Origin of the sequence: Butyrivibrio sp. YAB3001 (genome assembly GCF_900112195.1) — a bacterium.
Taxonomy (GTDB): domain Bacteria; phylum Bacillota; class Clostridia; order Lachnospirales; family Lachnospiraceae; genus Butyrivibrio.
Window position 1 is genome coordinate 188,869 of sequence record NZ_FOKR01000005.1, and the last position, 14,600, is coordinate 203,468.

General features: G+C 39.7%; 11 protein-coding genes and 1 tRNA gene. 5 read left to right on the forward strand and 7 right to left on the reverse strand.

Translation table 11 applies throughout. The annotated features are described in order from the left end of the window. The first annotated feature begins 90 nt into the window (after nucleotides 1–90). The 5 genes from BM086_RS07755 (at nucleotide 91) to BM086_RS07775 (ending at nucleotide 7,773) form a co-directional block, all read left to right on the forward strand. Entirely contained in the window at nucleotides 91–2,433 is a 2,343-nt protein-coding gene (locus BM086_RS07755; RefSeq protein WP_092325436.1) for a tetratricopeptide repeat protein, read from the forward strand. 524 nt (nucleotides 2,434–2,957) lie between these two features. After that, on the forward strand, nucleotides 2,958–4,247 hold the full coding sequence (locus tag BM086_RS07760; RefSeq protein WP_092325437.1) for a hypothetical protein: 1,290 nt from the start codon (nucleotides 2,958–2,960) through the stop codon (nucleotides 4,245–4,247). After that, on the forward strand, nucleotides 4,244–4,834 hold the full coding sequence (locus BM086_RS07765; protein ID WP_092325438.1) for a CHC2 zinc finger domain-containing protein: 591 nt from the start codon (nucleotides 4,244–4,246) through the stop codon (nucleotides 4,832–4,834). Before BM086_RS07760 ends, BM086_RS07765 begins: the two co-directional genes overlap by 4 nt. Further along, the gene (locus BM086_RS07770) at nucleotides 4,812–6,203 is read left to right on the forward strand and encodes a DNA primase family protein (RefSeq protein WP_242952148.1); all 1,392 of its coding nucleotides are present in this window, start codon (nucleotides 4,812–4,814) and stop codon (nucleotides 6,201–6,203) included. Before BM086_RS07765 ends, BM086_RS07770 begins: the two co-directional genes overlap by 23 nt. 187 nt (nucleotides 6,204–6,390) lie before the next feature. After that, nucleotides 6,391–7,773, forward strand: coding sequence for a tyrosine-type recombinase/integrase (locus BM086_RS07775; RefSeq protein WP_092325439.1), 1,383 nt, complete (start codon nucleotides 6,391–6,393; stop codon nucleotides 7,771–7,773). 7 nt (nucleotides 7,774–7,780) lie between these two features. Here BM086_RS07775 and BM086_RS07780 read toward each other — a convergent pair. The 7 genes from BM086_RS07780 to BM086_RS07810 form a co-directional block, all read right to left on the reverse strand. Beyond that, nucleotides 7,781–7,853, reverse strand: a tRNA-Gly gene (locus tag BM086_RS07780). 186 nt (nucleotides 7,854–8,039) lie between these two features. Next, on the reverse strand, nucleotides 8,040–8,768 hold the full coding sequence (locus BM086_RS07785) for a nucleotidyltransferase family protein (RefSeq protein ID WP_092325440.1): 729 nt from the start codon (nucleotides 8,766–8,768) through the stop codon (nucleotides 8,040–8,042). Continuing rightward, nucleotides 8,765–9,952, reverse strand: coding sequence for a GHMP family kinase ATP-binding protein (locus BM086_RS07790; RefSeq protein ID WP_092325441.1), 1,188 nt, complete (start codon nucleotides 9,950–9,952; stop codon nucleotides 8,765–8,767). Before BM086_RS07790 ends, BM086_RS07785 begins: the two co-directional genes overlap by 4 nt. A gap of 295 nt (nucleotides 9,953–10,247) precedes the next feature. Next, on the reverse strand, nucleotides 10,248–11,537 hold the full coding sequence (locus BM086_RS07795; protein ID WP_092325442.1) for a sensor histidine kinase: 1,290 nt from the start codon (nucleotides 11,535–11,537) through the stop codon (nucleotides 10,248–10,250). A gap of 11 nt (nucleotides 11,538–11,548) precedes the next feature. Further along, entirely contained in the window at nucleotides 11,549–12,256 is a 708-nt protein-coding gene (locus BM086_RS07800; RefSeq protein WP_092325443.1) for a LytR/AlgR family response regulator transcription factor, read from the reverse strand. 155 nt (nucleotides 12,257–12,411) lie between these two features. Next, the gene (locus BM086_RS07805; RefSeq protein ID WP_092325444.1) at nucleotides 12,412–13,137 is read right to left on the reverse strand and encodes a 4'-phosphopantetheinyl transferase family protein; all 726 of its coding nucleotides are present in this window, start codon (nucleotides 13,135–13,137) and stop codon (nucleotides 12,412–12,414) included. After that, nucleotides 13,121–14,599, reverse strand: a complete 1,479-nt coding sequence (locus tag BM086_RS07810; RefSeq protein WP_175560160.1) for a phytoene desaturase family protein — start codon at nucleotides 14,597–14,599, stop codon at nucleotides 13,121–13,123. The genes BM086_RS07805 and BM086_RS07810 overlap by 17 nt, the downstream gene beginning before the upstream one ends. Between the last annotated feature and the right edge of the window lies 1 nt (nucleotide 14,600).

Genomic DNA, 14,600 nt, shown 5'->3' on the forward strand with positions numbered 1-14,600 from the left:
CAATACATTTTTGAACAAACGGAATCTCATTATTGTGATACTATAAATCAAGAAACATTGATAATTCTCAAAGAATGTTGAGGTGACCATTTGGAACTTTGTGATTTTAGCAACGTAATGAAAATCATACGTGATTATATAAGTGATGCCAGAGCTCTCAGCCAGACTGACCTTCTTTATGAAATATTTGCAACGTTCATGGCGGATGAAGAAAATGCTGACTATGACTTTGATAATGCGTTAGTCTGTCGATGGATGAATGGACAGGCAGCCATTTCGCCAAGGATCAGTAAATATTATATGGAAAAGGATAAAGAGTCTATTCTTATTACTGATATCCGTAAAAAGATTGTACCTATTCTCTATGATGGTCCTATGTGTGTTGAAAAGCTCCATGATATTCTTATGCTGGATGATTCTGTTTCCGGTGTTATGAAAGATTATATCTGCAAGGACTATCCAAGTGCAGATAGTGGATTGATTGCGTCCTTCATGGGAAGACTGATGTATTTTATTCTTCAGCGCAAGTTTGTAAAGCATGGCAGTGAAAATGAACTTAGCATATCCGAAGGTAGGATGTCTCCAATGATAGCCACCTATATTATCGGATGTATTCCTCCAAATCCCTGTAAGCATTTTCTCGGAAGGCAGAAAGAGATAGAGTCAGTTCATAAAGCTTTTTCTTCTAATAGCAAAGTTTTTCTACACGGAGTTGCTGGTATGGGCAAAAGTGAAGTTGCAAAAGCTTTTGCTAAATACTGCAAAAAAGAATATACCAACCAAATCTACATCTTATATTCAGGCAGTCTCAAAAAAGATATAGCAGATTTGGATTTTGTAAATGACAGATATGGTACTTCTGTTGATGAGCTGTTTATACAACATAACCGCTTTCTTAATACCTTAAAGGAAGATACACTGCTCATAATAGACAATTATTATGAGATGGATAAGTCGGACCCTGTCCTCTCTGAGATTATGAAATATCAATGCCATGTGCTGATTACTACGCGTAATGCGATGAGTATTGGTGAAAATGTATTTATAGATGAACTTTCACATGATGAACAGATAGCTCTTATCACAAATCTATCTGGTGGAGTTTATAAAGAAACTGATACAGTGATAGATATCCTGTATTCAGTACATGGGCATACATTTGCTATAGAGTTGGTGGCAAGGTTGCTTAAATCAGGAATTATGAGTGCTGATGAGGTACAGCAACGTCTCTATTACGAAAGGGCGGGTATGACTGCCAATGATATAATAACAGTCACCAAAGACGGGACAACTTCCAAAGCTACTTATATGGAACATATAAGAAAGCTGTTTGGATTGTTTAATCTTTCAAGTGAACAGCTTGGTTTATTAAAGTGCGCTACCCTTATCCCCTATGGAGGCGTTTCGAAACGTTACTTTGTGCGTTGGTTAGGACATTCCTATGCAAATGGTGTGAATGAACTTATAGAACTTGGATTACTTCAGGAAGATGACAGACACGAAGTCTGCCTTAATGGACTGATACAGGATCTCGTTCTTGCAGACTATGCGCCTACAGTAACAGACTGCAAGACATTACTTGAAAACATCAGACATGACTGTACAATGCATGGAATAGATGATCCCCCATACTACGATGTCATGGCTCATTTTTTAGAGAGCTGTCTTCTGAACCTTATCAGAGACGATAAGCTGTTTCTCTTACGATTATATGAGGATGCTTTTGCATATTATGACAGGCCATTTACTACGGCAGAGCTTGATTACTTTCTTCACATAATTGAAACGACGGCAGATGAAGTTGGTGATTTAAGAGATAAAGTTTTACTTTTGGACTATAAAGCGTCTTATGCTGCGAGTTATGATAACGATGAAGAAGCATTGGAATTCGAGAAACAGGCAGCTGAACTCATAACAAATGTAACAAAAGAAAATGCACATCTCTATTCCAACATCCATTCAAACCTCGGGATGATGTATCTGGCTCATGGGGATATAAATAAAGCAAAAGAACATATTGAAGAAGGTGTCCGTATCCTCAACGAGTTTGGGCTTATGTATGTACATGATACCATCCCTCAGGCTGTTAATTTTGCAATGCTTAAGGCTGCTCTTGGTCAGCACTCGGAGGCAATGAAGATTTTGGAAAAGGCAGAGGAATATGTTGGTCATAATTGCGGAGAATATTCTTCTGATTATATGAACATTGAAGAAGCCATGGGTGCAATTATGATTTCTGCAGGACAAAAGCGCAAGGCTATAGACCATTTCCGAAATGTCCTGAAAGCTTCGGCAGAGATATATGACTATAACATGAATGATATGTGGGAAGTTGTTTCTAAGCTTTCTGAATATTTTCCTGACAAAGATAATGGTCTCGACTACCTTGCTGATTATAGTAAAGCATTATGCGATAAGAATTATATTTATTAAGCAGTGAATTTGAAAATACAGATTTCTCAATTGGCAGTCAATCAGAAGTCAATGCGTCAAAAAATGGATGCGTTACACTTATAATAACCAAAGGAATGGGAGCAAGCAGGATATAAAAATCCTGGTTGCTCTTTCTTTTTGAAGGCAGGGAATTTTCTCTGCCTTTTTCTTTTGGGCTGAGCGGCTCGCGATGCCCTTTCACAAATCCGCTGAGGTATTTGTGAAAAACAGAGTGAAGAGAAAAAGATTATCCCCATGCGAGATAATCTTTTTTCTTTGCTCTGAAGCAAGAGTGCAGAGAGAAGCATTTTCTTTGCCATTGAAAATGGGTGCACACATTTTCGATGAAAGGGGTCAAGGGGGCGAAGCTCCTTTGTCAGGTCGAGGGTGAAACCCCGCCCAGTAGATATGGCCTATTTTTTGTCGTCTGGGGCATGTTCGCCCTCGAGTGCGTAGGTTCCGCCCGCGAGCAAACTTTCTCAAAACAAACTGCTAACAACAAAAAGAAAGGAGAACTATTCGTTATGAGATGTTCAAGACACAATGGGAGATCAGGCGCTCATGGAGCTTATAATCCCAAACACAATGACAGGGAGTTCGAGCTGGAAAAAGCTGAGGAACTCAAAAGAGAACTTACAAGAAATAATCTTTACTGGAACTGTATTGACAGAGAGGTTGTTCGTCATGATCAGAGAGGTGAAGGAGATCACACCTTCACAGAAATCGAAAAGGGATTCTATGACCTTGTTTATAATGCCTATATCGAGGGACAGAATGCTCGGAATGAAGCTGCAAGACACAGTGAAAGAAACAGAACTGCGGATGATCTTAGAGAGAATCCAAAGACCTGTCCGGAAGAGACTATTTACCAGATTGGAAACCTGGACAAACATGTTGACTATGAGGTTCTTGCTAAAGTGACTTTTGAGTTCTTCAACCTGCTTCAGGAAAAGTATGGATCTCATATGCACATTCTTGACTGGGCGCTGCATCTTGATGAAGGTACACCTCACATCCATGAAAGACATGTCTTTGATGTCATCAACAAATATGGTGAGAGGCAGCCTAAACAAGAAGAAGCATTAAAGGAACTCGGCTTTGAACTTCCGAATCCGGAGAAAAAGCCTGGCAAGTACAACAACCGCAAGATGTCTTTTGATGCAGAATGCAGGAATCTGTTTTTGGAAACCTGCAAGAAGTATGGTCTTGAGATCGAGGGAAATCCCATTTATGGTGGGAAGAAATACCTCGAGAAGCAGGACTACATCATTGAGAAGCTTAACGCAAAAGTTGAGAATCTCTACCAGACCATAGATACATGGGAAGAGATCGGCAAAGAACTCCAGGCTGAAAATGACAGGCTTGTCGAAGAGAACAAGAAGCTGGAGCTTAAGCTTGATGATGTCGAGGGACTTCTTAAAGAAGTTTCTGATATCGCCTACGATAAGGCATGCGACACCCTGATCGATGACATTACTGATAAGGTCAGGGAAGAAGATGATGCCACTATCGAATACCATAAGAACTGGCTTATGTCTGGTGACAGAAAAGCTCCAAAGAACGTTAGGGAATATGCTGTCAAACAGCTCGACAACTTACAGAACAACCTTAAGGACCTAAGGGACAAGGTTGTGAATGCTGTCAGAAAGGCATTCCATCTTCCAGAGAGAAAGGCTGCTTTTATCGAGCAGATTATCGTAAAGGCTAAGCCAAGTACCCTGGAACTGATCAGCAAGTATAAGGCTCAGATCAAGGAGGATGATGCTAAAAAGCCTCGCCTCCAAAAGCAGAATCGAGGTGAGGTCAGCAGATGAGCGTGTTCGATACTGTAAGGGAGAATATCCCCGCAAGAAAAGCCTTTGAGCATTATGGTATCCGTGTTAATCGTAATGGAATGTGCTCCTGTCCATTCCACTGCGACAAACATCCGAGCATGAAGGTTGATGTCAGATACTACTGCTTTGGCTGTGGCGAAAAAGGTGATGCTGTCGATTTTGTTTCAAAGCATTTTGGCCTAGGGCTTAGAGATGCGGCAGTTAAGATATGTGAAGACTTCGGTCTGCCCTGTCAAAGTCCTGGGAATATGACCTATCATCCAAAGGCAATACCTAAAGCTTTGGATGATAAGCTTTTTCAAAAGACAGAAAGATACTGCTTTATAGTTCTCTCTGATTATCTCCATCTTTTAAAAAGATGGAAAACTGAATACGCACCTGTGGATGAAACGAGCAAGTGGCATCCATATTTTGTTGAAGCTCTGAAAGAGATAGACCATGTGGAGTATCTGCTGGATACGATACTTTACGGAAACATCTCTGACAGAGCTTTTTTGATTGCTGATTACGGAAGGAAGGTGATTTTAATTGAGCGAAGGCTTAATGAGCTTAGATCAAAAAACTAAGGATAAAATCATGGAGGCGGCAAGAATGCTAGAGGCAGAAGAAGCCGCTTCCGGAGATTGTCCTGTCTGGTTCGATGTTAAGACACACAGTATTGATGAGGTAGAATACTGCGCATGGTTTATGGGTAAGCACCCTATTAAGTTTGTTGGTGGTATCTTTTACGACATCGATGGACTTCTCTCAGAGGAGAAACTTCGAAAAGAGATCGTAGACGACCTCAAACCTTATGTGAAGACAGCCATTGTCAGAAAGGCTAACCAGATACTGGATGCACTCAGGTATGAGGCATTGTGTGATACACTGCCCAGGCATACTGATAGGGTCCATTTCAAGAATGGTACCTATTATCTTGATGGCGGTTTTGTACCGGAAAAGGAGTTCTGTTGCAACAGACTTCCGATAAACTACAACCCTGATGCAAAGGAGCCAAAAGTATGGCTTAAATTCCTTGAACAGCTCCTATATCCCGAGGATATAGCAACACTTCAGGAATTCATGGGCTATGCTTTCATCCCGACTACCAAAGCACAGGTAATGCTGATGCTCATAGGAAGTGGTGGTGAAGGAAAATCCAGGGTTGGATTTATGGAAAGGAATCTTCTGGGAGACAACATGAATGTCTGCTCCATCAGTAAGCTCTCAACAGACAGATTCAGTGCAGCCGATCAGGAAGGCAAGCTCCTTATGATCGATGACGACACTAAGACGGAAGCCCTTACGGATACTGGCCTTCTTAAATCCATTGTTACCATGGAGGATAAGATGGACCTTGAACGTAAAGGTAAACAAAGTTACCAGGGATACCTTTATGTGAGGATCATGGTCTTTGGCAATGGTACCCTCAATTCCCTGTATGACAAGACAGATGGCTTTTATCGAAGGCAGATTGTCCTAAGGGTTAAAGAAAAGCCTGCTGACAGGATTGATGACAGGGAACTGTCAGAGAAACTTGCTCTTGAAACTGAAGGCGTTGCATTATGGGCGCTTGAAGGTCTTAAGAGGCTTGTAAAGAATGGTTTTCACTTTACCATCAGTGAGCGTACCAAGCAGAATCAGGCTGAGATGAGGCGTGATGAGGACAGCATCATGGATTTCTTTGATTCAGAAGGGTATGTGACTTTTGATGAAGAAGCCCTTTGTTCTACCAAGGATCTGTACGAAGCATACAGACTCTGGGGAGAGGATAACCTTGTAAAAGTTCGCTCTGAAAGCTCTTTTTCCAAAGAACTTAGGCAAAGAGCTGATAAACTGGGTCTTACCTATATGAAGAATGTTTCCATAGATGGTAAGACCTCTCGGGGGTATAAAGGGCTCTATGCTAAGCATGCCATTAAGGATGTCCCTTTCTATGGCAGAAAAGGCGCGTAGGCGTCAGTTTATGATGCTTGTCCTTAATCATTTTATTGCCATACTGATTTTTATAACAGAGTTACCAATAACGTGCCTATGTGCCTGAGCCCAGTAAGGACGATGGCTACATAGGTTTTTTATATGCCTATTTAGTGCCTGAAGGAGCCTATAACGAGAACAATTATCCAAGAAAGGAGGTGTTCCTATGGCAAATGAATGGTTAGAGAGTGGGAGCACCTCTTCCTATGTAATGCTTGATGGTAGTATAATTTCCCTAGACGGCGACGAAACCCGCAAGTTCAGGGAAATGGTCAAAGAAAAATATGTAGCCACAAATCATAAGCGTAAGATTACTTTCGTGGAGTCAAGAGATTTATGGCGCACATTTGTCGGCAATCCCAGAAAGGAAGTGACAAGAAAAACTAAAAAAGCTCTTATTGACTATCTTTACGATTACTATGTAAAGGATTCTTTATCTGATTCTACTGTCATGGACGTGTTCAATCGCAGGCAGGAGTACAGAAGAAACAGCCTTAACCGTTCCGCCAGTACTATCGACAGGGACAGGCAGGCTTTCATCAGAGTATTTGATGAGGAATTCTGTAACATGAAGATCAAGTGTCTTACTGATGAATTGATCTCTGCCTACATCAACATGAGGTCCAGGTCTCTCCATATTAAGGAAAGAGCTTTGCAGGACGCAGTCCGTATCCTTAATGGCGTTTTCGATTATGCCATGAAAAAGGATAAAATCATCATGGACAATCCTGTGAGTAGAATTGATATGGATAACTATTACCAGAATTGTGATCTATCTATGAAGTCCTCTGATGAGAAGATTTTCACTGAGGATGAGATATCCCGCATAAAGGACAGAATCCGTGAGGAAATGGCAGGCAGAACCTATGATTTCATTGGATATGCCATGCTGTTTTCAATAGCTACCGGTGTCCGTGTAGGCGAAATTCCTGTTCTCAAGTGGGAAGATATCACAGATAAAGGTGTCCATATCCACAGACAGCAGCGTTCAACCAAGGTAAAAGGTCAGAAAAAGACTTTGGAGGAACTTCCATTTACCAAGAATGAGCGAAGACATCCAAAAGATGGTCGTTACTTCCCTATCACAGACGAGATAGATGCTATTCTGGAGGAAGTAAGAGCCAAGCAGAAGGAACTTGGAATTGAATCTGAGTACATCTTTTGCAGGGAAGATGGGACATGGTTTGATAAGGATATCTACGCACAACGCCTCAGAAGACTGTGTGAACGCATGGGTTATAACATCACCAATAATCATGCATTCCGTATGAGCATTAACAGCAACGTGTTTATCCCGCTTGGACTACCTGTCACTCAGAGAGCTTATCTTCTTGGTCATTCTGTTGAAACTAATGAGAGATTCTATTCTCATATGAAGACAGAGTCACTTGTTGATCTGAAGGATGTTCTCAACAGAGCATGCCAGACAAATGCTGCACCAGATGTACAAAATGAATCTATACACACACATACACACACCAAAATCGTGAATTTTGGACAAATAAAAAACTCCGAAACACCCATGAATACTAGGCATTTCGGAATTTAATTAGGCGAGCGATAGACGGGGCTCGAACCCGCGGTCTCCACCTTGGCAAGGTGGCGCTTTACCAACTAAGCTACTATCGCGTATATGTTAAGTCGCTCTCGCGACGACAAAAAGAATTGTACATCAATCCAAAATAAGTGTCAATACTATTTTTAATTTTTTTTTATTATTTTTTTGTTTTAATGATTCAAACTCAGAAAGTGCCGCAAATAGGCCTAATGGTGTCGGCTACACCCATGGCCTACTTGCAAACTTCTTTATAATGATTATTTTTCCGGTCCTGAATATGTACTCTTAACTGCCTCGTAGCTCTTCATATCACCAATGTCATGTCTTACTCCGGGCATTTTGTAGGCATGAAGATCTGTCTTGCTGCTAAGCCAGGCTGCAAATGAACCCGGAGCATCAGGATTACAGCCTGCATCAAGTGCCTCCTGAATCCTTATGACATCCTCTGATCTGTAAATATAAAATGGCGGTACTGCAAAATGAGAGCGGGGATTTTCTGGTTTTTCCTCGTAACTTGTGATCCTCTGATTCTCATCAAGTGTTATAACTGCTGTTTTTCTAAGCTTTTCCACTTTTTCTTCCACATGACACATCACGCAGCTTGTTCCGACATTTTTATAAAACTCAACAAATGGTTTTAGTGAGAATGACAAAACATTATCTCCGGCCATGACCAGATAGTCATCATTTTCTTTTCCTTCCAAAGCAAGCTGAAGGTCTCTTACTGCTCCAAGTCTAGTCTCATTAGTCAGTGTACCATCGTCAACAACAGTAATTTTCTCCGAATGCTTATTACTCCATTCCGTAAAATGATCAGCAAATTTGTGATTTGTAACCACTATAAATTCACTAACCACGGAGCTTAAATCATCAATAAGCCAGTCCAGAATTGGTTTTCCTCCCACTTCCAGTAAAGGCTTTGGAAAATTCTCAGTTAATGGATATAACCTCGTAGCATATCCTGCTGCCAAAATAATTGCTTTCATTTTACTCCTCCAAGATAAACTCCATCTGCTGAATCACACAATGCAGCAGTATATTTTCCGGATAATTCCGGATAGATAGAAAGATATTTTTCTTTTACATTAGCCATAACATCTTCTGAATAATCCGGATCAATAAGCGCCATGCAGCATCCCTTAAAGCCTGCTCCGCTGAAGCGCCCACCATATATTCCTCTGGTATTCACCATTATCTTGTATAAAGAAATAAGTTCAGGGCAACCACATTCATAATTCTCAACACTGCTCTTTCCGCTCTCAAAAATCAGACTTCCATATTCATCCAGATTGCCATCTCTCCAGGCTTTGGCTCCTTTTTTGGCCCTGTCGTACTCGCTGAAATAGTGCTCTGCTCTCTTACGGAAATTCTCAGGAAGCCTGCTGCCATATTCATCAAATACTTCCCTTGGAACTTGTCTTAATACCGTATCCTTAAATTTTCCATAATTCATTCCGGCATACGCAAGAAGTGAATATGCCGCAGCCTTACATTCATCCTGCCTCAAGTTATAAGCGCTCGTAGCAAGACTTCTTTCAAGTCCGCTAAAGAAAATTGCTATCTTATATGGTTTCATGGATTGCGAAGTAGATATAAGCTCATATTTATCATCAAGACAATCAAGATATAAAAGCTTTTCTTTTCTGCACAGTACTTCGCAGGACTGGTCCAGTTTTCCACAATTAACTCCCACGTAGTTATTCTCAGCTGCTTTTGCGATCATAATGGTTTCCCAGTCATCAAGTATGATTCCATTAACTCTCGCAAGCGCAGATAAAAATGCGATAATAACCGCTGCTGACGAACTAAGTCCCCCAATTGGAAGGTCGCCTTCTATAACTGCACTAAGTCCATATTTTAATGCATACTTTTCCGCAAGTTCTTTGGTTGCGCCTCTTAAATGATCCGCGAAATCTCCCTGTGCGCTCTCCGGAACGCCGGACACATGAAACTGCGCCCTCTTTCCCGGAAAATTCACTGATTGCACCTCTATTACCCCATTATTCTTGGTGCTGTAAACAATATGAATCCCCTTATCAATTGCAAGACCATTGATTACGCCGTTTTGATGGTCAATATGTGCCCCAAGCGGCGATACTCTGTATGGGCAAAAAGAAATTCCCTCCGGTTCTTTACCATAGGTCCTAAAATATAATTCCTCACATTCCATAGCGTAACCCCCATTTTCTTCATAGAAATTAAAAGACCGGCAAATAAAACCCTCCACAACGGTTTCATCTGCCGGTCTATTTTTAATTCTAAATAACTATTATTATTCATTAGTCTCCTAAGAAAAGGTTTATTAAATACCATCCCCAAGAAATATCACAAGCCTGACATGTCATATTTTTGATCTCCTTTCTTCTTTTTGTCTTCCCCCTTGATGTATTTTAAGTTTAACCTTAGACAAAGAACCTAACAATAAATTGCCGATAATCGGTCATATTTTCAGGATATTCGGTAAATCATATTACATCCGGCATTGTAATGTCTACGTCAAACATCCCATTTTCGTTGTTTATCTCAAAGAGACCATTATATCGCTTTACCGCATCCTCCACGTTACGCAGTCCATATCCATGGCCTTCCTCAAATTTTTTGATAACTCTATGTTTATCTGCCACCTGTACCTTGTTTTTTACTTTATTTCTTACAACAATAAACATATTTGTATTAAATATTCTAATATCTACATCAACGTGATTATCTGTCCCATCAACTTCTCTGCATGCATTATTTATAAGATTATAAAAAATGGTACAAAGATCGGGATTACTTACCTGAAGCACATCCGGTATTCTTCCTCGCCAATCAATTTTCACACCAGGATACTGACTCTTAATCCCTGCGATAATGGAATTGATCATATGATTACCTGTTGAAAAATCCAGTGTTGCTTTTGCCATCTGCCCATCAACAGATTCCAGATATTCCTTTAATTTGTCATAGTCGCCTTCATCGATCAGTGTCTTAATGCAATTCATATGCCCCTTAAAATCATGACGAAATCTTTTCGTCTTTTCTTCTTTGTCTAACAGGTCTGTAAAGTAGTTTTTCTGATTCTCTATCAGTCTGTCTTTTTGCGCCACATCACTACTCAATCTTCCATTCTGAGTGTGGAAGAAAATACCAATACACTGAGATAAAAAGAACAAACAACAAAGCACTATGATCACACTATTCCTAAAAAAGGACATGCGATCATCAAACTGAATACTATATTGCTCAATATAAGCTATAATCAGCGCTGAAAAAAATGCACTTGCAGAAAGAATAACTACTGACTGTTTTTCAACATTAAGTCTGAACACATTTTGCTTATCAATCATACGCGTTTTTTTGAGCATCCATATGACAAATAAAGCTGTCGTAAGTACACCATTTAATACAAATGTCAAAATTGGGTTATTGGAAATATCTTCGGCTGATACGCCAGTAAAGATCATAGCACCATAGGCAATCAAAGAATCAATAAGTGCTATTATGAAAACTCCCAGAATGGGATACCTGATTTTTATACTTTTACATAGTAGTTTAACCATAACCACTATCAGAACAGCATTAAGCAAAGAGGCAATAGACTTATCAAATGCAAATCCTATTCCCCCAATAACAATACTGCATCCTAACCAGATATATCTTAAAAATTTATTACTAAGTGGTTCAATCTTCGCACCACAAAAAATAACTCCAAACAGTAAAAGCTTACATAATTCATTGTAAAATGTAGCGATATTACTAATTGCTGATATCATAAAACCGTCTCCTAATAGCTAATAGCATGTTCTTTCGCATACTTCATATAGCGTTGGACAAAATCCGCTTTTTGTCTTCTGGAGACTGGAATTGCTAATTCATCATCAATAGAAAGTACTACTTCGTTTTGCTGTACCACCTTAACATACTTAAAGCTTACCAAATATGTCTTGTGTGTTTTATAAAAAAGATCTGGGTTTAATGTACTCTCCCAATACTTGAGTGTCTTATTGTTCATGTACTGATTGTCAGCAGTGTATATGCATGTACCATCTCCCATTGATTCAACATATACTATGTCTGACTGAACAACTATATACTTATTTCCATTAGAATTGACAATTATTTTTTCTTCCCCAATAAGCTCCTTCTCAGCTTCACTTAATGCCTCGTAAAAAGCCTTAGGCTGAATTGGCTTACTAAGGAAACGAAAGGCCCTTACTTTAAAGGCCTCTGACATAAATTCAATATGGCTTGTTAAAAAAATGATATAATCGTTTCTACCTTGTTTCCTGATATGTGCGGCTGTCCTTAGCCCATTGAGCATCCCCATCTCAATATCGAGAAATAAGATATCGTACTTTTTTCCACTTTGGATAAGTTTTTCACCAGACTCAAAATAATCTATCGTGTACTTATCCGCACTCCCATCAAGCATTCTGGTAATCTGATGACAAATCATTTTCTCGTCATCACATACAGCTATTCTGATCCCCATTTAACGCTATACTCCCGTAAATCCATTTACGTTATGATAGCACAGCACGCCTTAAATTTCAATCAACAACAGCTTGGAAACCGCTTATTGCATCAGCGTTTCCGCGTTTTTCTGAAATTTATTTTCACTTTTTTCCAAAGTCGGAATTTTTTCATTCAATTGTCAAGCAATTCTGTTCTTCGCGGATAGACAATTGCAACGAAAAATTCGTTATATTTCCATGCCTTGAACACATATTGACTAAAGTTCTTAAAACTTCCTTTTATGCATCTCTCTTCACACACTAACTCAGTTATTTCCATCACATCACTTGAAAAAAAGACACTCACTTTCAGGCATTTGATAAGAGCTTCACGAATAGTCCAAAGATAAGTCTTTTCCACATTGTTAGTTGTAAGCAGCACCTTTTCATTCTCAGAAAGCTTCATACCATCCGCTTTTGCTTCTCCAAGTTGCTCTTCGATATCGATTCCTATTATTAATTTATCAGGATAAGCAAGACTTACTGCAATATTGCCACAATGAGAAAGGCTAACCTGGGGATTCATATCTTCACCATGATTTCTTACTCTTACAACAGGCTGATTAAATACACCTTTAGTAATGTTAATGTTTTCGACACTTTTATCTATAAGAGCAGAAACAGCAGTTTTAGCTGAAAATCTCCCCAATGCAATTTCCTGCTGAAGCTTTGGATTCTTATGTCGTCTGATATAAGCCGTATCCTCTTCATCCAGATATTTTGCATTGGAAATATCTATTTCAGCTTCTTTATGAGAGTAGTTCAAAATGACATCATAATACTCATTTTGCTCTTTTAAAAAAAGACGCAACTTTTCATTATCATATTTTATTCCATCGATTTTATTGAACTCCGACAAACTCCAAGTTCTCCTTCGAACATATTCTCATGATCGCACTCTTTCCACTTACAAGTGCATCCGGTAATCCGCCGAGCGCGCTAAGCCACTGTCCGGCTATAAACATATTATCAATGCCTTCTATAACTCCACTATGTGAAACTTTGTTTGTCTCCTTAGTGAGCATAAATGCCATATACGCGCCTTTATAAGCTCCACAATATCTCTCATAGGTAAGCGGTGTAGTAACATCGACCATCTCTACCTTACCTACAGTTTCTTTAAAATACTTATGTAAAAGATTCTGGTAAAAATTCTTTATTTTTTCTTTCTTCGCAAGATACTCATCTCTTGAGAGGTTTTCCCAATTGCTGTAGTCATAGATAGTAAGGCCGGTCTTTATTATGCTTTTACCTGCGGGAGCAAAATTTTTTTCCTTGCAATAATGTGTAAAACAGCAACTATTCACTGTCTCACCCGCAATTGTTGTCTCATCGATCATGAAAATATTCTTGCTTGCATAATTAGAAAGGTCACAATCAACCCCAAAGGCAACCTGCGCTATACTGCTTGTTCTGTATCCGTCTTTTGTATAAAATCCATCGAGAATACTATCCTTATATTTACCGTCTAAGAGCTTTTTCAGTACAACATGCATATCACAGGCAGGAACAACAAAATCCGCATTGATTTCTTCTCCGCTCTCAAGAACAATTCCTCTCGCGCTGCCTTCTTCAATCTTAATACTCTTTACTTTAGCATTGCAAAAAAGTTTGCCTCCAAGTTTCAGGAACTGATCTTTCATATTATCAGTAAGTTTTTTTGAACCTCCCTGAACCCATCCAGCCTGTCCTCCTGCAACGGATCCAAGTGTGACCAATACACCCTGAGCAAGATTGTCCCTAAACGAAAATGCCAAAAGTGCATTCCTTATAAGCTCTGATTTAAAGCGTTTGCCATATTCTTCTGTAGTCAATGAGCATATCGGTCCCAGTGTTCCAAACACTGTCATCATATTCTTGATGAACCCTCTTTTCTCTACAGGACTCATCAGATCCATAGGCTTTCCTGCCGGAAACTGAAATCCCTTGAGTGCCTCCAAAATGCCAATAAGTTGATTTATTGGTTTTTCATCCTCCGGTGATATTCTAAGCAGCTCTTCCTTCAAAAGTGAAAGATCCGCATACCATGTAAGAGTATTCTCACCATCATGAACTTGTGCAAAAACAGGTTCTTTAACTATATTCTCTTTTTCGAAAGCACCTGTTTCCTGCCAACAGTTATAAATATCTGTGCCTTCGCCAACGCCAGTAAGCCAGCTTATCGAGCCGTCAATTCGATATCCTTTTCTGTTCCAGGCAGTACACTCTCCGCCAGAAACTGCATGTTGCTCATAAATATCACATTCAAATCCGTTCTTTCTGGCATATATTCCAGCTGCAAGTCCGGCAACCCCTGCCCCTACAACAACAATCTTTTTCAAC

What these genes read in the sequence shown, in the direction of transcription:
- BM086_RS07765 (WP_092325438.1), top strand. Translation starts at nt 4,244, where the DNA reads ATGAGCGTGTTCGATACTGTAAGGGAGAATATCCCCGCAAGAAAAGCC.
- BM086_RS07770 (WP_242952148.1), top strand. Translation starts at nt 4,812, where the DNA reads ATGAGCTTAGATCAAAAAACTAAGGATAAAATCATGGAGGCGGCAAGA.
- BM086_RS07785 (WP_092325440.1), bottom strand. Translation starts at nt 8,768, where the DNA reads ATGAAAGCAATTATTTTGGCAGCAGGATATGCTACGAGGTTATATCCA.
- BM086_RS07795 (WP_092325442.1), bottom strand. Translation starts at nt 11,537, where the DNA reads ATGATATCAGCAATTAGTAATATCGCTACATTTTACAATGAATTATGT.
- BM086_RS07760 (WP_092325437.1), top strand. Translation starts at nt 2,958, where the DNA reads ATGAGATGTTCAAGACACAATGGGAGATCAGGCGCTCATGGAGCTTAT.
- BM086_RS07790 (WP_092325441.1), bottom strand. Translation starts at nt 9,952, where the DNA reads ATGGAATGTGAGGAATTATATTTTAGGACCTATGGTAAAGAACCGGAG.
- BM086_RS07775 (WP_092325439.1), top strand. Translation starts at nt 6,391, where the DNA reads ATGGCAAATGAATGGTTAGAGAGTGGGAGCACCTCTTCCTATGTAATG.
- BM086_RS07800 (WP_092325443.1), bottom strand. Translation starts at nt 12,256, where the DNA reads ATGGGGATCAGAATAGCTGTATGTGATGACGAGAAAATGATTTGTCAT.